The organism is Allomuricauda sp. CP2A, from assembly GCF_001683915.1.
Taxonomy (GTDB): domain Bacteria; phylum Bacteroidota; class Bacteroidia; order Flavobacteriales; family Flavobacteriaceae; genus Flagellimonas.
In genome coordinates this window covers 1-20,516 of sequence record NZ_LXTT01000109.1, presented here as the reverse complement: position 1 = coordinate 20,516, position 20,516 = coordinate 1, and the positions used below count along the sequence as shown (strand labels likewise).

The window sequence follows — 20,516 nt, the reverse complement described above, 5'->3', positions numbered from 1 at the left end:
TACCTCCCAACTTGGTCATACGAAAATTTGCCGCTATTGATATTGGGTCTAACGCCATAAGGCTGCTGATCAATAACGTTATTGAACAAAAGGACAAGCCAACAGCATTCAAAAAAAGTGAACTGGTAAGGGTGCCGGTGCGTTTGGGCGAAGACTCTTTCTTGCGAGGCGAGATCTCAGAACGGAATTTAGATCGCTTGGTAAAGACCATGTGTTCGTTTGACCTATTGATGAAGGTCTATGGTGTTGAAAAATACATGGCTTGTGCCACTTCGGCACTTAGGGAAGCGAATAATGGTACTGAAGTGATTGAACGAATCAAGAAAGAATCGGGTATCCAGATCAAGATTATTGATGGAAAGGAAGAAGCTTCGATCATTGCTTCCACCGATTTAAAAGACCTCATTAAGAACGATCGCTTTTACCTGTATGTTGATGTTGGGGGAGGAAGTACGGAATTCACCATTTTTGATAAAGGAAATCCGGTCATGTCCAGATCTTTTGAGATTGGAACCGTTCGCATACTCAATGGCTTGGTCAAGGATACGGTTTGGGATGAGATCAAACAATGGATCACCTCCAATATGAATGTTGAAAACAAGGTTGAAATCATTGGTTCGGGGGGCAACATCAACAAACTACATAAAATGTCAGGCAGGAAAATAGGGCAGCCGTTGTCCTATATTTGGCTGAATGCCCAATATCATTTTTTGAACAGCATGGAATATGAAGATCGTATATCCGAGCTAGGGCTTAACCAAGATAGGGCCGATGTGATCATACCCGCCACCAAAATTTTCCTGAATGCAGCCAAATGGAGCAAGGCGAAGAAAATTCACGTTCCCAAGATTGGTTTGGCCGATGGGATGATTAAGACCTTGTACTACCAGTAAGATTACCCGTGCATGGTTTCCTTTTTGCCCAAGTTCTTCATGAGGGTAGCTTCGTAGTCCAATAAATCTTGCCATTTTTTATCCACTTCTTCCTTGTTGCCATACTTTCGGGCAAATTTCAGGAACATGGTGTAATGGTTGGCCTCACTGGCCATAAGATTGCGATAGAACTCGGAGAGTTCCTCGTCTTGGATTTCTTCGGAAAGCAACCGGAACCGCTCACAGCTGCGGGCCTCAATCAGGGCGGCATACAGGAGTTTGTGTACCAAATGGGTTTCACGGCTTCCGCCTTTTGGGAAGAATTTCATCAGTTCGATCACATATTCATCCTTGCGTTCACGCCCCAAAACCCAACCACGTTTCAAAATCCTGTCGTGGACCATGTTAAAATGTCCCATTTCCTCACGGGCCAAAGCGGTCATCTCCTTCACTAATTCCGATTTTTCAGGAAAACCAATAATTAGGGATATGGCCGTGCTGGCCGCTTTTTGCTCACAATAGGCGTGATCGGTAAGAATTTCTTCGATGTTTTTTTCAACGATGTTCACCCATCTGGGGTCTGTTGGAAGTTTAAGCCCTAACATGTCTGCTCTTTTTGAATTTCCGATGCAAAGATAGCAGTATTGCCGTAAGGAGCTTAGAAATCAAGGTCAAACTCTTGACGCAAGAGGTCTATGGCCGGATTCTTCTCCTTTAATTTTTGATACTTTTCTTCTGGGGTAAACGCAAATTTTTTGGCAACCTCCTCGTTTACGGTTATGTACAGACTTATGGAATAGTTGTTCAATTTTTGTTTGAGGTGGTCCAGCATCAAACTTTGTTCCCGCTCCACTTCTTTTTTCATGGTGCTGTTGGGCAGTTCGATCCAAATAGTGTTCTCGTTCTTTAGTTTGGGCACATCGGCTTGAAGGTTACTGGCCAGAATTTTTCTCCCTTTCTTTTCAAGTACATGAACAAAATCATCCCAATGCTGTTGCATATCCAACTCTGAGAACGGTTCCCTGGGAAGTTCTTCATGGGGCAACTCGGGAGCTTTGGTCTGCTCATGTGCCTTTTTGGCCTTGATGCTGGAAAGGGACAAACCTGAAACTCTTTTTTCAGGAGCCTTTATCTGAATCTTTTTGGCAGGTTGGTAATCTTCTTTGGGTTCTTGGACCGCAACTTCTTGCGGTGCAGGAGCTTCAGTAGGTTTTTCTACAGTCTTTTCAACGTCTTTTGGTGTCGTTCCATTTGTTTTGGGTGCAGCACTTCGATTGCCATTATTGACTTCTCTTGTGGCAAAATGGGAGGCGGGGATTAAGAAATCAGGCTTTTTTTTTTCCTGCCCTCCGGCAGGCAGGTCTCCATCAAAAGTGATGGATGCCAACTTCATTAGGGTGAGTTCCACCAATAACCGCTGATTTTTACTGGTCTTATATTGAAGGTCACAGTCATTGGCCATATCAATGGCTTTCAGCAAAAATGCTTTTGAGGTTTTTTTGGCCTGCTCCTGGTAGTGTTTTTGCACATCTTCACCTACCTCCAAAAGGACAAGGGTTTCTGGATGTTGGCACACCATCAAATCCCTGAAATGGGATGCCAACCCAGTGATAAAGTGGTGACCATCAAAACCAAGGGACAAGGTTTTGTTGAAAAGCACCAAAAGCTCTGGGATGTTGTTCTCCAAAATAAGATCTGTTCCCGTAAAGTACGTATCGTAGTCCAATACGTTCAGATTTTCTGTAACGGCCTTACGTGTAAGTTGCTTTCCTGAAAAACTCACTACCCGGTCAAAAATGGAGAGGGCGTCACGCATGGCACCATCGGCTTTTTGGGCAATGATATGAAGGGCACTTTCTTCAGCCTCGATCCCTTGCTGTTGGGCAATATATTTTAGGTATTCCGATGCATCCTTTACCGTAATCCGTTTAAAATCGAAAATTTGGCAACGCGATAGGATGGTAGGGATGATTTTGTGCTTTTCCGTGGTGGCCAAGATAAAAATGGCATGTTTTGGAGGTTCTTCCAAGGTTTTCAAAAAAGCATTGAATGCCGATTGGGACAACATGTGGACCTCATCGATGATATAGACCTTGTATTTGCCCACTTGGGGCGGTATGCGAACTTGGTCTATAAGACTTCGGATGTCATCCACGGAATTATTGGAAGCAGCATCAAGCTCAAAAATATTAAAGGCAAAATCCTCGTCTTCCCGTTCCGTTCCATCCTGGTTTATTTTCTTGGCCAAAATCCGGGCGCAAGTGGTCTTTCCCACACCCCTGGGGCCACAGAACAACAAGGCCTGTGCCAAGTGGTTGTTTTCTATGGCGTTCAGCAGGGTATTGGTAATGGACTCCTGGCCCACGACATCCTTGAAGGTCTGGGGACGGTATTTCCTAGCTGATACTACAAAAGGTTCCAAAATTGCGGGAAAAGATTGTATTACTACAAATATAAAAATAGCAATGGGTAAAGCCACTGGTCTGTAACCTAGATCACCTTTTTTTATTAACAATTAAGTTACCTTTGCCGCCAGCAGGCCACCTTATCGCTGTGTGCCGAACTTGTTTCGGCATCTCCTTGGGAATGGCGACCATTTTCTTGGAGATCCCAGATCAAGTCTGGGACAAGGAGGAAAGTCCGGACACTATAGTGCGGCATAGCGGGTAACGCCCGTCCGCCGAAAGGCGAGGACCAGTGCAACAGAAAGGATGTACAGTTCGGCTGTAGTGAAATCGTGTAAACTCTATGCGGTGAAACGTCATGTAAACCAGTGTTTGAGGGCTGCACGCCCAAGCTGGAGGGTAGGCGGTTAGAGCTTTTGGGCAACCAAAGGTCTAGATAAATGATAAGGCTCGACAGAATCCGGCTTATGGCCTGCTTTTTTTATTGAAAAAGTAGTATATGAAAATATTTAGTTGAATTAACCTCGAGAGATTTCCTCTTTTTTATTCAAAATTTAAAGCAGTTGTCTTAGTGGTCGAGTACTGACCCATCAAAACTGTCCCACATTTCAGGAAATTCCCATTCTTCTACCCCACGTTCATTCTCTACTAAATTATCATCCAATTCAAGCCCAAGACCTGGGCCATCTATGTTTCCTGTTAAGGAAATATGACCATCATCATCCATTACCAATGGTTTTTTAATATAACTTTTCCCAAGAGAACTGCGTTCTACACCGTCATCTGGAGCTGCTTGAAGATTAGGTAATTCGTGTGCCAATAGATTGGGAATACTGGCTACGACATGTAAAGAAGCTACAGCTCCAACAATGCCTTCTTTAGCATGAGGCAACATGGCTGCGTAGAAAGCTTCAGCAAGTGATGAAATAGCTTTAAGTTCTGTAATACCTCCACAATGGGTTATATCTGGTTGAAGAATGGAAGCAGAGCCCAATGATAGTAATTCCCTAAACTGCCATTTTGTAACCATTCGTTCACCCGTTGCAAAAGGAATATGTGTCTTTTTGGCCATTTCTGCCATTAAGGGAAGGTTTTGAAACTGAATTGGTTCTTCATAAAACCAAGGTTGAAATTGTTCCAAGGCCTTAATTAAAATCATGGAAGTTTGTGGCGAATGGTCTCCATGTAATTCAATTCCCATATCTACTGTTGGGCCGATAACATCTCTAATGGCAGCAATATTGTCCACAACTCCTTTTACAAAATCAGGATTCTCTACATAACGAGACAGTCTGCCGCGGCTGGATGTAACTCCCACTTTCATGGATTTATATCCCTCGTCAATCACTTTTTGGGCTCCTTCAGGAGTACCGGCCTGCCCATATACTCTTACTCTATGCCTACTTGGACCTCCAAGCAACTCATATACTGGAACTCCGAGTGCCTTTCCTTTAATGTCCCACATGGCTATGTCAACTGCAGATAAGGCACTGGTAAGAACAATGCCTCCTCGATAGAATGCATGACGGTATATGGCTTGCCAATGATGGGCCGGTTTTCTTGGATCTTTTCCAATCAGGTATTTTTCTAATTCTTTTATGGCAGCCATAGTTGTGGGTATACGCCCTTCAACTGTTCCTTCACCAATACCAACAATACCAACGTTAGTGTACATTTTTACAAAAATTGTTCGTAATGTGTGTACAGGAATAATTTCCAATTTGGTAATTTTTATGTCGTCTTTGGGAGATACTTGCGCTTTGTTGACATTGAACGTATGGTCTGCTTCAGAATATTTTATGGGTTGACCAACAAGTTGTTCTGTGACCAAAAGCCCAGCCATACCTGCAGTCATATTTTTAAGCCAATTTCTTCGAGAAAAATCCTTTTTCATTTTGGGTAAGGTTATATAGTTTTTAACTAATTAAACGGATGATTATGAGAAGGGTATAATGTCTGTATAACCTAAAAGTAAAGAATAAATTTTAGCTATCTTATTCAACAGCATTAAAAAAGCTGAACATACTGCCGCCGTATTTTCGGTTTTCCACAAAATGGGAATGTTGGGATAGATCGGTCTTATCGGAATGTTCTATTACCAATAGACCATCTTCTTTCAATAACTCATTTTGAAAAACAAGGTCGACAATGTTTAAAAACTGATCTGGCTCAAATCCATAAGGTGGGTCGGCAAATATCAGATTGAATTTTTCGGGGGTCCGCTCCAAAAATTTAAACACATCAGATTTTATGGAGGTGATGGGGAAGTCCAATTCCTTTGCTATTTTGGAAATATACTGGACACAACCTGAATAGCTGTCCACAGCAACAATCTCTTCAGTGCCTCTTGATGCAAACTCAAAGCTAATGTTGCCCGTACCGGAAAAAAGGTCCAAAACTTTAAGCTCGTTTAGGTAAAAGCGGTTGTTCAAGATGTTGAAAAGACCTTCTTTGGCCATATCCGTAGTGGGTCGTACCGGAAGTTTTTTTGGTGCAATGAGTCTTCTGCCCTTATATTTTCCCGAGATGATCCGCATTATAGGGAGCTCAGTATGGTGAAATCGATAGCTTGATTTTGCAGCTCTTCCAAAGGAAAAGAGGGGTTGTAGGGGATAAAAACGGAAACCTGTTTTATATATTGGTAGCACAGATTATAGATGGGGTCTTTTTCTTCAATGGCACCAAACAACTTGAGTTGGATTTTTTCGGGATCCATCTGTAGTTGTTCAAGACTAAAGAGCAGGTAATACAGAAAGTCTTCTTTGGTCTTAAACTCAAATTGATTATAGAAAATGAGCTTTTTCTCTGAAACTACCATCATCTCCATTTCCTTTTCGGAAACTTGAACATAGCAAATGGGCTCCGAGGTGATCCTGGTCTGGTTCAATAATGTGTTTATGAGAACGGTACCGCTGTGCTTGAACTCAAATTCGCCGAAAATATCAAAGATGTAATTGTTGATGTTTGTGTACGGCACATAGACATTTACCATCTCTTGGTTGGGAATTTCATCGAAGGCGATAAGATCGGTTGCCATGATCTTGGCATTGAACTTAAGGTAATTGGGCAATTCATCGATATTGAAAAGGGGTTTGGGAACCAAACTGAACATGGTGTTCTTGTGAATGACCACTACTTCGGAAAAGTCTTTTCCAATATCATTCTTCTGATTGATGATTGCCTTTAGCTCCTTGAGCATAAGGTAGGGCGTGGATGGCGTTTTGAAGGTTACTTTTTCAAAAGCCAGGATTTTATTGGAGATGGTATCCAGTGCACAAAAAGAAAGTCCATTCAAGCCGACTTGAATGGACAATTTTCTAAAAGTGTTATTTTCTTTGGACTGTGCTATCCTAGTTGTTTTTTCTATCATAGACGGGAGGCCAATTACCATTTGTACTTACATCGGTAAGGGAACCTACTTTTATTTCGGTGCCGTTGACTTCCTCTACACTTTGATGGGCATTTTCCCTGGCAAGTAAATCTGCTGGTTGATCATACAGAACAACATTCTTTTTTACCTTGGCCTCAAAAACAGGTGCTTTGTACCCGCTTTTGTCAATGATGTCCGCTTTCATTTCAAATTTTTCATCATTCTGTGCGAAAGGAACGTTCATCATGGTTTTGTAGCTATCATCGGCTCCAAACAGAGAATCTTTCACTTTTACCTGTCCAAGGGTATCTATGATGACGGTATCTTGCTGAAGTTCAATTTGATATACTTTATCATATCTCATAAAGGAAGAATCCCTTTGTGATGTAATGGTATAATTTCCTGTATCGATAAACTGTATCAAACTATTGAAGTTGTCCGCATATTTGCCATTTACAGTTTTGTAAGCTTCTTGGGCATCCCTAATATCCTTAAGTTTGGCGATAACCTCTGCAAATCTTTCTTGTCTTACTTTGTTGAATTCAATGGGGGCATTAATGGATTGGTAAATTTTATAGCCCAGAAAAATGCTCAAAAGTCCAAAGACAATCACTAGGATTGGCTTCACTTTTTGGGGTAAAAACCTGTCAATCAGGAATACAAGGCCTATGGTCAGAAGGCATATTAATACTACGATAAGGATTAAGTTTAACATATCTGCTATTGTCTTTCTAAGTTAATTTAGTGGTCACAGACAAATCTACAATTTTTTTTTAATCACGAAACTTTTTGCTTTAAAAAACCATGCTATCTTTAGATGCCTATGGACAAGCCCACAGCATTGGATTTCTTATCGATTTTAACAAAAAAATTCCCCCATGTTCCAACTATAAAACAGGAGGTGGCTTTGGAGAAGCTCGCCCATTTTGTGGTAAATGGGAAAAAGGACGAGATTTTTCTTTTAAAAGGTTTTGCCGGTACGGGCAAGACCACCATTGTGGCCACCATTGTGAGCAGCCTTTGGAAGGTTAGGATGAGTTCCATTCTTATGGCCCCTACGGGAAGGGCGGCTAAAGTCATGTCGGTCTACTCGGGGAACAAGGCGTTCACCATTCACAAGAAGATCTATTACCCCAAGAAACAGGCTGGGGGAGGAGTGCAGTTTGTATTGGCGCCCAACAAGCACAGGAACACTATTTTTATTGTGGACGAAGCTTCCATGATCCCGGATACCCCGGCAGACACCAAACTTTTTGAGAATGGCTCATTGCTGGACGACCTAATGTTTTATGTGGATTCCGGCCATAACTGCAAGCTGGTTCTGATAGGCGACACGGCACAGCTGCCTCCCGTTAAACTTGAACTCAGTCCGGCATTGGAGGAAGACCGACTTTCCTTACATTATAATAAGGAGGTGCAATATTTGGAATTGGATGAGGTGATGCGTCAGAGTGATGACTCAGGAATTCTGCATAATGCCACCAACCTCAGGGAACAATTGCAATCCCAATTTTTTGACGGTTTTAAATTTGAAACCGGCCCGTTTAAAGATATTATACGGCTGATTGATGGGAGCGAGATACAGGAAGCCATCGATTCATCCTATAGTGAAAATGGAAAGGAAGAAACCGTCATCATTGTACGGTCCAACAAAAGGGCCAATCTCTATAACCAGAATATTAGGGAGCGTATTCTCTTTCTGGACAATGATATTGCGGTTGGGGACTATATGATGGTGGTGAAGAACAATTATTTTTGGCTAAAGCCCAATTCCGAAGCAGGTTTCATAGCCAATGGCGACATCATTGAGATTTTGGAACTGTTTGCCATTAAGGAGCTATACGGATTTACATTTGCCGAAGTAAAGGTGAAAATGGTGGATTATCCCAATCAAAAACCGTTTGAGACCGTTCTTTTGTTGGACACCATTAATGCCCAAACGCCATCACTTTCCTATGAAGACGGCAATAGGTTGTACCAAGAAGTGATGAAGGACTACGCCCATGAAAAATCAAAGTATAAAAAATTCCTAGGGGTCAAGAACAATAAGTATTTTAATGCCTTGCAGGTAAAGTTTTCCTATGCCATCACCTGTCATAAATCGCAAGGAGGACAATGGGATACCGTTTTTGTGGAACAGCCCTATCTGCCCAACGGCGTGGACAAAGATTATTTGAGATGGCTGTATACGGCTGTAACCCGGGCCAAACGACAACTCTTTTTAATAGGTTTCAAGGATGATTTTTTTCTTGACTAGGAATACCCTATTTTAGACAAGATCATGAATATGACACCGGATACCATCATAAGTATTTTTTTAGGCATTGGTTTGGCCGCTTCAGTAGGGTTTAGGGTCTTTTTGCCCTTGTTTGCCCTAAGTTTGGCGGCTTATCTAGGCGCGTGGGAACTGAATGACAATTGGCAATGGATAGGAAGTCTGGCCGCTTTGATAACCTTGGGAGTGGCCACCATCATTGAGATTTTCGCCTATTTTATCCCCTGGGTGGACAATGCCCTGGACAGTCTGGCCATTCCCTTGGCAGGAATTGCCGGTACCGCAGTAATGGTATCCACGGTAGCTAATTTGGATCCCGTGGTGACATGGTCCTTGGCCATTATTGCAGGAGGTGGAACGGCCACCGCCATTAAAGGGGCCAATGCCGCAGGCCGAATGGCTTCCACGGCCACTACGGGTGGAGTTGCCAACCCAGTGGTCTCCACCATTGAAACGGGAACGGCAGTTGCCGTTTCAACCGCATCCATTTTGGTTCCCCCCATTGCTGCTATCTTAGTGATCATTATTTTGATCTTTATTTTTAGGATTTACCGAAAACTACGTCCCAAAACCAAATAACAACAGCAATCAATACGTAAATAAGTGAGAATAATTTCCATGATCCCGGCTCGTTACCAAGCCTCAAGATTCCCTGCAAAATTAATGCAGGATCTTTGCGGAAAACCGGTCATTGTCAGGACCTATGAAGCCGCCATCAATACGAGTTTGTTTGATGCGGTTTACGTAGTAACGGACAGTCCAATTATTTCCGATGTCATTTCAGACATAGGAGGTGAGGTCATCATGAGTCAAAAAGAACACCAAAGTGGAAGCGATAGGATAGCCGAAGCTGTGGAGGACATGGATGTGGACATTGTCATAAATGTACAGGGCGATGAACCTTTTATTGATGGAGAAAGTTTAGGGAAGATCATAGAGATTTTCAAAAAAGATGAAAAGAAAGAAATAGATTTGGCCTCCTTAATGACCCCTATAACCGATTGGGAGGAAATTTCCAACCCCAATACGGTAAAGGTAATCGTGGACAATCAAAATTGTGCCCTCTATTTTTCCCGTTCCCCCATACCGTATCCCCGCGACAAGGAAGTTGAGGCCACTTATTATAAGCACAAAGGAATCTATGCCTTCAGAAAAAGGGCATTGATGGATTTCCAACGATTGCCCATGTTGCCCTTGGAAGCCAAGGAAAAGATAGAGGCCATTCGGTTTTTGGAGTATGGAAAGAAAATAAAAATGGTGGAAACCCATGTCACCGGAATCGAAATTGATACCCCGGAAGATTTGGAAAGAGCTGTTAAAGCATGGAAGTAGATTTTAGCAACATAAAAGTAATCGGTTTTGATGCCGATGACACCCTCTGGGTGAACGAGACCTATTTTAGGGAGACCGAAGAGCGTTTTGCCGATTTGCTGGAAGGGTACGAGACCAAAAATAAGGTGGACCAAGAGCTGTTCAAAAAGGAAATGGAGAACTTGGACATCTACGGGTATGGCATAAAAGGATTTATGTTGTCCATGATTGAATCTGCATTGGAACTGTCCAACCATAAGATTCCCCAAAAAACCATTTCTGAAATATTAAAGTTGGGCAAGGACATGATTTCCCACCCCGTGGAACTCTTGGACGGCGTGGAAGAAGTGCTTTCCAAACTTGTGGACCACTATAGATTGATTGTACTGACCAAAGGAGATCTTCTGGACCAGGAACGTAAACTGGAGAAGTCTGGACTCTCCAAATATTTCCACCACGTAGAGGTGCTCAGCGATAAAAAAGAAAGTAATTACAGCAATCTTTTGGAGCATCTGAATATAGAGGTGGATGAATTTTTGATGATCGGCAATTCTTTAAAGTCAGATGTATTGCCTATCTTGAAAATTGGTGCCAAGGCTGTGCACGTACCTTTTCATACCACATGGGCCCATGAAATGGTTTCTGAAACTGAGCAGATGAACGGCCATCTTAAACTGAACAGCCTCAAGGACATATTAAAATATTTGCACAAACATTGAAGACTGAAAGCAACTTGAAAAGAGAACAAATAACATCACACCAGAAGGGAGAGTACCGTAATTTTCCAATGGTGCCCCGTGTAGTTTTTGGACAGGGAAGTTTTTCACAATTGGGTGAAGTTTTGTTGCCCAAACGAAAAAATACCGATGCTCCATTTATTTTTTTGGTCGATGATTTCTTTGAGACCAAGAATTTGGTTTCACAAATACCGTTGATGTTCAATGATAAAATCATTTTTGTCTCGGCTGATGAAGAGCCCAAGACGGCCCAAGTGGATGCCTTGGTCAAGGTGATACGTGAAGAATATGACGAACTCCCTTCGGGAATAATTGGCATTGGTGGCGGAACCCTTTTGGATTTGGCGAAGGCAGTGGCCATATTGTTGAACAACAAAGGCCTGGCGGAGAACTACCAAGGTTGGGATTTAGTGAACAAACCGGCTTTGTACCATGTGGGAATCCCCACTATAAGCGGAACCGGGGCCGAGGTCTCCCGGACAACCGTTTTGTTGGGGCCGGAGAAAAAACTTGGGATCAACTCAGATTTTACTACCTATGATCAAGTGCTTTTGGATCCAGATTTAACCAAGACCGTTCCCAAAGAACAATGGTTCTATACTGGGATGGACTGCTACATCCACTGTATTGAGTCCCTTACCGGAACCTATTTGAATGCCTTTAGCCAAAGTTATGGGGAAAAGGCCCTTGAACTTTGCAAAGATGTATTTCTAGGGGATATTCCAGCGAGTGAATCCAGGGATAAATTAATGATGGCCTCTTGGCATGGGGGGATGAGCATAGCCTATTCCCAAGTGGGCATTGCCCACGCCATGAGCTATGGGTTGTCATACTTGTTGGGCATTAAGCACGGTGTTGGAAATTGTATGGTCTTTCAGCACTTGGAGGAGTTTTATCCTGAAGGGGTGGCTATTTTCAAGCAGATGGTAAAAAAACATGGCATAAAATTGCCGAAAGGGGTTTGTGCCAATCTTACCCAAAACGATTTTGATGTTATGGTCAATGTGGCATTGGGGTTGGATGCCCTTTGGGAGAATGCCCTTGGGAAGGAATGGAGGGCCATTATGACCCCAGAGCGACTTCAGGCCATTTACCAAGAAATCTAATGGTGGTCAACCGTTTTACTTGGAAGGACTTATTTTGAAAAAATGCATACGCTGGCCAAGTTTATTTATTTTAAAGTTCTGGGCTGGAAACTGAATGGATCTTTTCCCAATCTGGACAAATGCGTGGTCATTGTGGTACCGCACACCCATTGGATTGACTTTTTTCTGGGGTTGTTGGTTCGGAAAGTCGTCAACCAAGAAATCAATTACATAGGAAAGAAAAGCCTCTTCAAACCCCCGTTCGGATGGTTCTTTCGCTGGACAGGGGGAGCACCCGTGGACCGTTCCAAAAACTCCAATACGGTGGACAGTATTGTCCAGATTTTTAAGGAAAGAAAGGTCTTCCGATTTGCCTTGGCCCCCGAAGGCACCCGAAAAAAAGTTGACCAGCTACGAACTGGTTTCTACCATATCGCCAAAAAGGCCAAAGTACCCATTGTCATGGTTGCTTTTGATTTTGGGAAGAAGGAAGTTAAAATAGCAACGCCTTTCAACCCAACAGATAATCAAGAGAGTGATTTTGAGAAAATCCGTGATTTCTACAGGGGAGTTGTAGGGAAGATCCCTGAATATAGTTTTTAGACTTTTATCTATTCCTTCATGGCATGATACACGTTCTGAACGTCATCATCCTCTTCAATTTTTTCCAAAAGCTTTTCCACATCGGCCATCTCCTCTTCGGAAAGTTCCTTGGTCACTTGGGGAATACGATCAAAACCAGAGGATAAAATCTCAATATCCCTTGACTCCAATTCTTTTTGGATGGCACCAAAACTTTCAAAAGGGGCATAGATATGAATGCCTTCTTCATCCACAAACACCTCTTCGGCACCAAAATCGATCATCTCCAATTCTAGTTCTTCCGCGTCGATTCCTTCACCATTGATGGTAAAGTTGCAGGTATGGTCAAACATGAATTCCACAGAACCTGAGGTACCCAAACTACCATTGCATTTGTTAAAATAACTTCGGATGTTGGCCACGGTACGGGTATTGTTGTCCGTGGCGGTCTCGATCAAAATAGCGATTCCGTGTGGGGCATAGCCCTCAAAAAGCACCTCCTTGTAATCCCCAAGACTTTTGTCCGAGGCCCTTTTAATGGCCCGTTCAATATTGTCCTTGGGCATGTTCACTGCCTTGGCATTCTGAATTACGGCACGTAGCTTTGAATTGGCATCCGGATCAGGGCCGCCTTCCTTCACGGCCATTACAATGTCCTTTCCAATTCGGGTGAAAGCTTTGGACATGGCCGCCCAACGCTTTAATTTCCGTGTCTTTCTAAACTCAAATGCTCTTCCCATATAAGGTATTGGTTATGGATGAGGGCAAATTTAGCAAAAAAACCACCGTTGTCAAGTGTCTAGGTTGTGTTGGAAAATGCTACTTATTGACAATGTTTTCAATGGTTTGGGCCAGGTCAATGTCCTTTTGGGTAACACCTCCGGCATCATGGGTGCTCAGTTTTATGGTGAGGTTATTGTAGACATTTTCCCAATTGGGATGGTGGTTTTGTTGCTCGCATTCAAAAGCAATGCGGGTCATGGTGGAGAAGGCTTCTTTGAAGTCCTTAAACGTGAAGGTTTTTTCAATCATACCCTCTTTAAGACTCCAACCCTTAAGGGTTGTAAGGGATTCTTCTATTTTATTGGTGCTCAACTTTTCCATATAATAGCGTTTGACTTAAAGTTAGCCAAATGAATGCGAAAAAGCGAAAAAGAAGCCAATTAATCTAATCCACAGGAATGTGGTGGTCTATGATTTCCTGACAGCTTATCCTTAAATTTTTTGGTAATTGGTTATCCTTTGGAAGCGCAGCCAGATATCGGTCCTCATTGGTGGTGAAAACCCGTTTGAATATGGGCTTATGGGGCCCTCCCATACGTTGGACAATCTCTTTTATAAACTCCTCATGATGGACCAGGTCCGTGCTCCCCAAATGAAAGATGCCCGTTTTGTCCCGGTTGATGAGATAATGGATCTGTTGTGTAAGCCTGTCATCATTGGTAACGTTGATGATGAGGTTGGGAAAAACTTCAATGGGCTCCTTGTTTTCCAAATTGGCCTTGATTTCCTTAACTCTCGGAGACGTATTGCCGAAAACCATGGGAACCCTAAGAATAGCGGTTTTATCCTTGGGCATGCGCAGCATCATGTTCTCAATCTTGATTTTGAGACGTCCGTAGACACTTTCAGATAGCGTTTTGTCAAATTCGTAGGAAGGAAATTTGCTGTAGGCATCAAAAACATTGGCTGAAGAGATGAAGTACAATTTGGCATGGGTCTTCATCAAATATTCCATCAAATGTTGATGGGCCTGAACCTGTGCGGGAAAATTTCCCCGAAGGGAAGAAATGATGACATCTGGGTGGACTTTTTCCAATATCTGGAAAATATCGTCCTCCTCCAGATCATATCTGAAAAACTGCTTGTTGTTGGAAAAACTTCGGTTGGAATAGTAGGTCCCGTAGGTGTCAAAATACGAACAGAGCTCCTTGTATATGGCGTTTCCCACAAATCCACTCCCTCCCAGTATCAATATCTTCTTTTTGTCCAAACGCTATTATGGGGTTTTATAAAATGGCAATTTTACTATGGTGGCCGGAACTTTATTGATGCGTATTTGAATATAAATGGTACTGTCCACTTTAGAATTTTCAGTGGTCACATAGCCCAAACCAATTCCTTTGGAAAGGGAGGGGGACATGGTTCCAGAGGTTACTTTTCCGATTTCATTTCCTTTGGCATCCAAGATGGAATACCCATTTCTGGGAATGCCACGTTCTTCCATTTGAAAAGCGACCAATTTTCGTTTGGGGCCTTCCTCTTTTTCCTTGGCGAGGGCATCGCTGTTCACAAAATCCTTGGTGAATTTGGTGATCCACCCCAATCCAGCTTCAAAAGGGGATGTGGTGTCATCAATATCATTTCCGTAAAGGCAGTAACCCATTTCCAAGCGAAGGGTATCGCGTGCCGCCAATCCAATCGGTTTTATGCCATAATCGGCACCGGCCTCTAACACCTTGTCCCAAACCTGTTGTGCTTCCGAATTCTTGCAGTAGATTTCAAAACCACCGGAACCGGTATAGCCCGTGGCCGAAATGATGACATGATCTATTCCTGCAAAATCACCCACCACAAAGTTGTAGAATTTGATGGCGGAAAGGTCAACGGAAGACAAAGCCTGCATGGCCTCAACTGCTTTTGGTCCCTGAATGGCCAATAAGGAATAATTATCGGAAATATTCCGCATTTCGGCCCCAATGGCCTCGTTGTATGTTGAAATATGGTCCCAATCTTTTTGAATATTGGAAGCATTGACCACCAAAAGATAGGTTTCATCCTTGACACGATATACGATCAAATCGTCCACAATACCTCCAGTTTCATTGGGCATACAGCTATATTGTGCCTTTCCAACGGTCAATTTGGAAGCGTCATTGGAGCTCACTTTTTGGATAAGTTCCAAGGCTTTGGGTCCCTCAATCAAAAACTCGCCCATATGGGACACATCAAAAACGCCAACACCTTTTCGGACGGTTTCGTGTTCAATGTTCACGCCTTCATAGGAAACGGGCATGTTATAGCCCGCAAAGGGAACCATTTTTGCCCCTAATGCAATGTGGGTATCGGTCAACGCAGTCGTTTTCATTCCTCTTGGTTTATGGGGTAAATTTATTGAATTCGTAGAAGACAAGACTTCATTGAAGCCAATGTTTTGAACAAACCACTGTTAAATTCAAACCAAAAAATGCTAATTGTCCAGTAGATAGGATTTTAGCGCATCGTATGAGGAAATTCTATTGGATTTTTTTTCCTTGCCCATTACTTTCTGGATTTGTGGTGGAATTTCTGGGCTTAATCCAAGAGTTTCCTCAACAACATCCAAAAACTTCACGGGATGGGCGGTTTCCAGAAATATACCGTAGGTATTCGGATGGTTTTCTTGATATTCCTTTAGTCCGAGATACCCCACAGCACCGTGTGGGTCCATAACATATCCGGTTTGGGAATGTACTTCCTTCATAGCGGCCTTGGTGGCCTCATCGGTGAAGGCATAGGATGAAAGATGTTCTTGTAAAGTGGACAAATCATTTTGATACAAATGCCTGATTCGGACAAAATTACTGGGGTCGCCCACATCCATGGCATTGGAAATGGTGGCAATGGAGGGCTTTGGATTGTAAGTGCCTTGGCGCATGAACTTGGGCACGACATCGTTGACATTTGTTGCGGCCACAAAATGCTTTACGGGCATGCCCAATTTTTGGGCAACCATACCTGCGCAAATGTTTCCGAAATTTCCAGAAGGGACAGAAAATACGAGCTCTTTTTCTTGGAATTTAGCCTGTTTATAGGCGAACAGAAAATAGAACAGCTGTGGCAACCATCTCGCCACATTGATGCTGTTGGCAGAGGTCAATTTTTTTTGTGCCGTGATTTCTTCATCCAAAAAGGCCGTTTTCACCATGCGCTGGCAATCGTCAAACGTACCATCAACTTCCATGGCCACAATATTTTGACCCAAGGTGGTCAACTGTTTTTCTTGAATATCGCTCACTTTCCCGCTTGGGTACAGAATGACCACTTTAACGCCATCAACCCCTAAAAAGCCATTGGCCACGGCACCACCTGTATCCCCGGAAGTGGCCACCAAAACGGTGACTTCTTCTTTTTCATCTTGGGAGAAATACCCCAAACAATTGGCCATGAAACGGGCACCCACATCCTTAAAGGCCATGGTTGGGCCATGGAAAAGTTCCAAGGTGGCCACATTTTCCTCGATTTCAACCACAGGAAAATCAAAATCCAAGGTGTTCTCCAAGATTTCTTTCAGTACACCGTCAGGAATGTCTTCGCTTACAAATTGCCGAATGGCCTGAAATGCGATTTCATGGTTGGACAGTTCTTCTATATTTTTAAAAAAATCAACAGGAAGTGGCGTTATGCTTTCAGGAAAGTACAAGCCTTTGTCGGGTGCAATTCCAGCAATGACGGCGTACTTGAAAGTGGTTACTATATTGGGATTGTTTAAACTGTAAAATGTCATGCTTTAAGGTATTTTTTTTACGCCTTGGGTATTCACTTTGGATATATGGATGTCATAAGGAACACCAATGTTTTTATACGTTTCCTGCATTGAAGCCGCCACTTTTTTGGCCATATCCTCACCTTTGCTCAAGGCAAAGATGGAAGGTCCAGACCCAGAGATACCGCAACCCAATGCTCCTGCTTCAATGGCATTGGCCTTGATGTTGTCAAAAGCGGGAATTAAAATGGAACGGATGGGCTCCACAATATGATCGTGCAGGGAACGCCCAATAAGGTCATAATCGTTTTGGTAAAGCCCGGCGATAAGCCCCCCCAAATTGCCCCACTGCTGTATGCCCTGAGCGAGGGAAATGGTGGTCCTGAGGATTTTTCGCGAATCTGAAGTCTTGATTTCTATCTGTGGATGGATCACGGTGGCAAACAGTTCAGAAGGGGTGGGGATGGGTATGATGTCCAAGGGATCATAACTCCGAACCAAGGTGAATCCACCATAAATGGCCGGGGCCACATTATCGGCATGGGCCACATCACTGGCCAGTTTTTCGCCCTGCATGGCAAATTGCACCAATTCCAATTTGGAAAATGGTCGACCCAACAATTCGTTCATGGCCCAAACGGCTCCCGCGGAACTTGCGGCACTACTGCCGATTCCACTGCCGGGTTTTATCCGTTTATCGATTTCAATTTCAAAACCACCCTCATAGTCACTTTTGGCCAAAAATGCCAGACCTGCAACCCCGGAAACATTTTTTTCAGCTTCCAACGGGAGATCTTGCCCCAAAATTTTGCTGATACGAATGGTTTTTTCCGGAATCTTTCTGACCGTCATTTCATCTCCAACCGCATCCAAGGCCAATCCAAGGACATCAAACCCGCAGGAAACATTGGCAATGGTAGCAGGACAAAAAACCTTGATTTCTTCCATGATCAGAAATTTCCAATTCGTATGATATCCGCAAAGATACCCGAAGCAGTGACATCTGCACCTGCTCCAGCGCCTTTTATGATCAGCGGTTGGTTTACATAGCGGTCTGTGAAGAACAGCACAATGTTATCACTTCCCTCCAAGTTGTAAAAATCGTGCCCTTTTGGAATTTGTTGCAATCCCACCTTGGCTTTTCCGTCTTCAAACTGTGCCACATATTTCAGTTTACAATCGGCATCGGCAGCATCTTTATACAGTTTTTGGAAGTCGGATTCATATTTCTTCAAGCTTTCAAAAAAGGCATCGTTGGAATTGGCTTCCAAACTTTCCTTTGGTAAGAATGCTTCGTTTTCAATTTCATCAATATTCAACTGATAGCCACTTTCCCTTGCCAAAATCAGAATCTTACGCATCACGTCGATTCCACTCAAATCAATGGTCGGGTCGGGTTCGGTATAGCCTTGTTCCTGAGCTTGTTTTACCACATCGTGGAAGGTAGTGGTGTCATCAAAAGTGTTGAATACAAAATTCAAACTACCGGATAGCACCGCTTGTATTTTTCTGACCTTATCACCCGAAGCAATCAAATGTTTTAAGGTGTCTATGATGGGTAAACCAGCCCCTACGTTGGTTTCGAACAAATAGGGAGCGTTGTACTGCTTGGCCAATTGTTTCAATTCCTTGTAATAGCCGTAATCCGAAGATGATGCTATTTTATTGCAGGTCACCACGGAAATACTGTTTTTGAGATAACTCGAATAGCTTTCGGAAACTTCGGCACTTGCGGTATTGTCCACAAAAATACTATTACGATAGTTGAGCATATTGATGCGTTCAAAAAACGCTTCTTTGTCAGCAGGTTCTCCTTGATCTAGGGTGTTCTCCCAATCATTTAGGGCAATCCCACCTTCATCAAAGGCCATTTTCCGGGAATTACTGATTCCGATGACCCGAACATTGAGTTTTAGCTCATCCTTGAGGTATTTTTTCTGTTGACGAATTTGTTCCAAGAATTTGGAACCCACATTCCCCACGCCCATCACATAGAGGTTGAGCTGCTTGATATTCTCCTCAAAAAAGGTTTCATGAAGCGAGTTGAGTGCCTTCTTTACGTCCTCTTTTTTAATGACCGCAGAAATATTTCGCTCTGAAGCCCCTTGGGCAATGGCTCGGATATTTACATTGTTTTTCCCCAGGGTACTGAACATTTTCCCGCTCAATCCTTGGTGGCTTTTCATATTGTCGCCCACCAGCGCTATAATGGTAAGGTCTTTTTCAACAATTACGGGTTTGATTTTTTTTGTGGAAATCTCATATTCAAAGGTCTCATTGACCGCTTCTGCAGCGATATCCACATCTTCATCGGCAATGCCCACACAGATGGAATGCTCGGAAGAGGCTTGGGTGATGAGCACAATACTGATATTCTTGAGCGAAAGGGTTTCAAAGAATCGTTTTGAAATTCCTGGGATACCGATCATGCCGGGTCCCTCCAAAGACAACAAACTAATATTCCCCACATGGCTGATACCGCGTACCGTTTTACCATTCCCATTGGTGTTCTTGGTAATGAGTGTTCCTGGGTTTTCTGGGTCGAATGTATTTTTAATGGCAATGGGAATCCCTTTGGCCAAAATCGGTTGAATGGTTGGTGGGTACAATACCTTGGCCCCAAAATGGGACAGCTCCATGGCTTCTTCGTAGCTGATGTGAGACACGCATTTGGCCTGTTTCACCAATTTTGGATTGGCAGTGTACATGCCACTGACATCGGTCCAAATTTCCAAAACTTCTGGTTGAACGGCTCCGGCAATGATGGCCGCCGTATAATCGGAACCGCCTCTTCCCAAGGTTGTTGAATCGCCAGATTTGCTTGCGGAAATAAATCCCGGCAAAACCGTGATTTGGTGTTTGTTCTCCTCAAAAAATGCGATACAATTTTGATTGGTCTGCTCAAAATTTACGTTGGCCTTGCCAAAGTTGGTGTCTGTGATGATCAATTCGCGGCTATCCTTAAAAATGGCATCAAGGCCTTCAGCCTTAAAAAATTCACTGATGATGAAGGAGGACAAGAGTTCCCCGTAGCTCACAATTTTGTCGGATAACTTTGGCGTAAGTTCCCCGATCAGATAAGAACCTTCCAAAAGGGTTTCCAGCACATTCAAATCACTTTTTACCTTACTTAGGGCAGCGCTTTGGTTTTGAACGGGAATCAATTCCCTGATGGCATTAATATGCTTGTCCTCAATGGTTTTTAAGGATTCTTTGTAGGTTGTATCTTGTTTTGCGGCCAGAGCTGAAGTGTTCAGCAAAAGGTCGGTGACCCCACCAAAAGCCGATACCACAACGGCTGCCTTTTCTTTGCCCAGGTTTTGTATTATGGACTTTACTTTATTGATATTCTCTGGATTGGCCACTGAAGTGCCACCAAATTTTAAGACTTTCATGATGAAATAGTGTTGAAAA

The 20,516-nt window shown here is 43.1% G+C and carries 20 protein-coding genes and 1 other RNA gene; 8 read left to right on the top strand and 13 right to left on the bottom strand.

The genetic code is table 11. The annotated features are described in order from the left end of the window. Nucleotides 1–11 precede the first annotated feature (11 nt). Nucleotides 12–893: an exopolyphosphatase gene (locus tag A7D14_RS12955; protein ID WP_067035265.1), complete on the top strand. Its 882-nt coding sequence runs from the start codon at nt 12–14 to the stop codon at nt 891–893. A 2-nt stretch (nt 894–895) separates the two neighbouring features. Here the strand turns inward: A7D14_RS12955 and A7D14_RS12950 are convergent, their stop codons facing one another. Both A7D14_RS12950 and A7D14_RS12945 read right to left on the bottom strand, forming a co-directional pair. Next, nucleotides 896–1,477, bottom strand: a complete 582-nt coding sequence (locus tag A7D14_RS12950; protein WP_067035262.1) for a tRNA-(ms[2]io[6]A)-hydroxylase — start codon at nt 1,475–1,477, stop codon at nt 896–898. A gap of 53 nt (nt 1,478–1,530) precedes the next feature. After that, entirely contained in the window at nt 1,531–3,294 is a 1,764-nt protein-coding gene (locus A7D14_RS12945; protein WP_067035308.1) for a DNA polymerase III subunit gamma/tau, read from the bottom strand. A 110-nt stretch (nt 3,295–3,404) separates the two neighbouring features. On the opposite strand from A7D14_RS12945, the gene rnpB reads away from it, so the two are divergent. Then, nucleotides 3,405–3,760, top strand: an RNA gene (gene rnpB, locus A7D14_RS12940) — RNase P RNA component class A. Between the two features lie 85 nt (nt 3,761–3,845). Here the strand turns inward: rnpB and dgoD are convergent. The 4 genes from dgoD to A7D14_RS12920 all read right to left on the bottom strand — a co-directional run bounded on the left by dgoD (nt 3,846) and on the right by A7D14_RS12920 (nt 7,275). Next, entirely contained in the window at nt 3,846–5,171 is a 1,326-nt protein-coding gene (gene dgoD, locus A7D14_RS12935) for a galactonate dehydratase (protein WP_218058536.1), read from the bottom strand. A 100-nt stretch (nt 5,172–5,271) separates the two neighbouring features. After that, on the bottom strand, nt 5,272–5,814 hold the full coding sequence (locus A7D14_RS12930) for an RsmD family RNA methyltransferase (RefSeq protein ID WP_067035259.1): 543 nt from the start codon (nt 5,812–5,814) through the stop codon (nt 5,272–5,274). Beyond that, complete coding sequence (locus tag A7D14_RS12925; RefSeq protein ID WP_067035256.1) at nt 5,814–6,647, bottom strand: DUF3822 family protein; 834 nt, start codon at nt 6,645–6,647, stop codon at nt 5,814–5,816. Before A7D14_RS12925 ends, A7D14_RS12930 begins: the two co-directional genes overlap by 1 nt. Then, entirely contained in the window at nt 6,628–7,275 is a 648-nt protein-coding gene (locus A7D14_RS12920; protein ID WP_067035253.1) for a hypothetical protein, read from the bottom strand. The genes A7D14_RS12925 and A7D14_RS12920 overlap by 20 nt, the downstream gene beginning before the upstream one ends. A 195-nt stretch (nt 7,276–7,470) precedes the next feature. Here A7D14_RS12920 and A7D14_RS12915 point away from each other — a divergent pair, with 195 nt between their 5' ends. From A7D14_RS12915 to A7D14_RS12890, 6 genes are all read left to right on the top strand, one after another. Then, a complete protein-coding gene (locus tag A7D14_RS12915) occupies nt 7,471–8,904 on the top strand; it encodes an ATP-dependent RecD-like DNA helicase (protein WP_067035250.1) in 1,434 nt (477 codons plus the stop codon). A 30-nt stretch (nt 8,905–8,934) separates the two neighbouring features. After that, the gene (locus tag A7D14_RS12910) at nt 8,935–9,501 is read left to right on the top strand and encodes a DUF4126 domain-containing protein (protein ID WP_067035301.1); all 567 of its coding nucleotides are present in this window, start codon (nt 8,935–8,937) and stop codon (nt 9,499–9,501) included. A 39-nt stretch (nt 9,502–9,540) separates the two neighbouring features. Next, nucleotides 9,541–10,254 carry a 3-deoxy-manno-octulosonate cytidylyltransferase gene (gene kdsB, locus A7D14_RS12905; RefSeq protein WP_176712419.1) on the top strand — a complete coding sequence of 238 codons (714 nt, stop codon included), beginning with the start codon at nt 9,541–9,543 and terminating at the stop codon, nt 10,252–10,254. Further along, complete coding sequence (locus A7D14_RS12900) at nt 10,245–10,952, top strand: HAD family hydrolase (RefSeq protein ID WP_067035244.1); 708 nt, start codon at nt 10,245–10,247, stop codon at nt 10,950–10,952. The genes kdsB and A7D14_RS12900 overlap by 10 nt, the downstream gene beginning before the upstream one ends. 68 nt (nt 10,953–11,020) lie before the next feature. Next, nucleotides 11,021–12,076, top strand: coding sequence for an iron-containing alcohol dehydrogenase family protein (locus tag A7D14_RS12895; RefSeq protein ID WP_067035297.1), 1,056 nt, complete (start codon nt 11,021–11,023; stop codon nt 12,074–12,076). Nucleotides 12,077–12,118: 42 nt separating this feature from the next. After that, the gene (locus tag A7D14_RS12890) at nt 12,119–12,658 is read left to right on the top strand and encodes a lysophospholipid acyltransferase family protein (RefSeq protein WP_067035241.1); all 540 of its coding nucleotides are present in this window, start codon (nt 12,119–12,121) and stop codon (nt 12,656–12,658) included. Nucleotides 12,659–12,666: 8 nt separating this feature from the next. On the opposite strand, the gene A7D14_RS12885 is transcribed toward A7D14_RS12890, so the two are convergent. From A7D14_RS12885 to thrA, 7 genes are all read right to left on the bottom strand, one after another. Further along, the gene (locus tag A7D14_RS12885) at nt 12,667–13,377 is read right to left on the bottom strand and encodes a YebC/PmpR family DNA-binding transcriptional regulator (protein WP_067035238.1); all 711 of its coding nucleotides are present in this window, start codon (nt 13,375–13,377) and stop codon (nt 12,667–12,669) included. A 79-nt stretch (nt 13,378–13,456) separates the two neighbouring features. After that, nucleotides 13,457–13,741, bottom strand: coding sequence for a 4a-hydroxytetrahydrobiopterin dehydratase (locus A7D14_RS12880; protein WP_067035235.1), 285 nt, complete (start codon nt 13,739–13,741; stop codon nt 13,457–13,459). A gap of 64 nt (nt 13,742–13,805) precedes the next feature. Beyond that, nucleotides 13,806–14,630 (bottom strand): sugar nucleotide-binding protein, encoded by an 825-nt coding sequence (locus A7D14_RS12875; protein WP_067035232.1) that lies wholly within the window; start codon nt 14,628–14,630, stop codon nt 13,806–13,808. Between the two features lie 6 nt (nt 14,631–14,636). Continuing rightward, nucleotides 14,637–15,725, bottom strand: coding sequence for a glycine cleavage system aminomethyltransferase GcvT (gene gcvT, locus A7D14_RS12870; protein WP_067035228.1), 1,089 nt, complete (start codon nt 15,723–15,725; stop codon nt 14,637–14,639). Between the two features lie 102 nt (nt 15,726–15,827). Beyond that, entirely contained in the window at nt 15,828–17,123 is a 1,296-nt protein-coding gene (thrC, locus tag A7D14_RS12865; protein WP_067035225.1) for a threonine synthase, read from the bottom strand. Nucleotides 17,124–17,126: 3 nt separating this feature from the next. Next, nucleotides 17,127–18,050, bottom strand: coding sequence for a homoserine kinase (locus tag A7D14_RS12860; RefSeq protein ID WP_067035222.1), 924 nt, complete (start codon nt 18,048–18,050; stop codon nt 17,127–17,129). A gap of 2 nt (nt 18,051–18,052) precedes the next feature. Beyond that, a complete protein-coding gene (thrA, locus tag A7D14_RS12855) occupies nt 18,053–20,497 on the bottom strand; it encodes a bifunctional aspartate kinase/homoserine dehydrogenase I (RefSeq protein ID WP_067035294.1) in 2,445 nt (814 codons plus the stop codon). Nucleotides 20,498–20,516: the final 19 nt, after the last annotated feature.

Bases quoted from the DNA above. Each gene is read 5' to 3' on its own strand.
- A7D14_RS12950 (WP_067035262.1), bottom strand. From the start codon at position 1,477: ATGTTAGGGCTTAAACTTCCAACAGACCCCAGATGGGTGAACATCGTT.
- dgoD (WP_218058536.1), bottom strand. From the start codon at position 5,171: ATGAAAAAGGATTTTTCTCGAAGAAATTGGCTTAAAAATATGACTGCA.
- A7D14_RS12930 (WP_067035259.1), bottom strand. From the start codon at position 5,814: ATGCGGATCATCTCGGGAAAATATAAGGGCAGAAGACTCATTGCACCA.
- A7D14_RS12925 (WP_067035256.1), bottom strand. From the start codon at position 6,647: ATGATAGAAAAAACAACTAGGATAGCACAGTCCAAAGAAAATAACACT.
- A7D14_RS12915 (WP_067035250.1), top strand. From the start codon at position 7,471: ATGGACAAGCCCACAGCATTGGATTTCTTATCGATTTTAACAAAAAAA.
- A7D14_RS12910 (WP_067035301.1), top strand. From the start codon at position 8,935: ATGACACCGGATACCATCATAAGTATTTTTTTAGGCATTGGTTTGGCC.
- kdsB (WP_176712419.1), top strand. From the start codon at position 9,541: ATGATCCCGGCTCGTTACCAAGCCTCAAGATTCCCTGCAAAATTAATG.
- A7D14_RS12900 (WP_067035244.1), top strand. From the start codon at position 10,245: ATGGAAGTAGATTTTAGCAACATAAAAGTAATCGGTTTTGATGCCGAT.
- A7D14_RS12895 (WP_067035297.1), top strand. From the start codon at position 11,021: ATGGTGCCCCGTGTAGTTTTTGGACAGGGAAGTTTTTCACAATTGGGT.
- A7D14_RS12890 (WP_067035241.1), top strand. From the start codon at position 12,119: ATGCATACGCTGGCCAAGTTTATTTATTTTAAAGTTCTGGGCTGGAAA.
- A7D14_RS12885 (WP_067035238.1), bottom strand. From the start codon at position 13,377: ATGGGAAGAGCATTTGAGTTTAGAAAGACACGGAAATTAAAGCGTTGG.
- A7D14_RS12880 (WP_067035235.1), bottom strand. From the start codon at position 13,741: ATGGAAAAGTTGAGCACCAATAAAATAGAAGAATCCCTTACAACCCTT.
- gcvT (WP_067035228.1), bottom strand. From the start codon at position 15,725: ATGAAAACGACTGCGTTGACCGATACCCACATTGCATTAGGGGCAAAA.
- thrC (WP_067035225.1), bottom strand. From the start codon at position 17,123: ATGACATTTTACAGTTTAAACAATCCCAATATAGTAACCACTTTCAAG.
- A7D14_RS12860 (WP_067035222.1), bottom strand. From the start codon at position 18,050: ATGGAAGAAATCAAGGTTTTTTGTCCTGCTACCATTGCCAATGTTTCC.
- thrA (WP_067035294.1), bottom strand. From the start codon at position 20,497: ATGAAAGTCTTAAAATTTGGTGGCACTTCAGTGGCCAATCCAGAGAAT.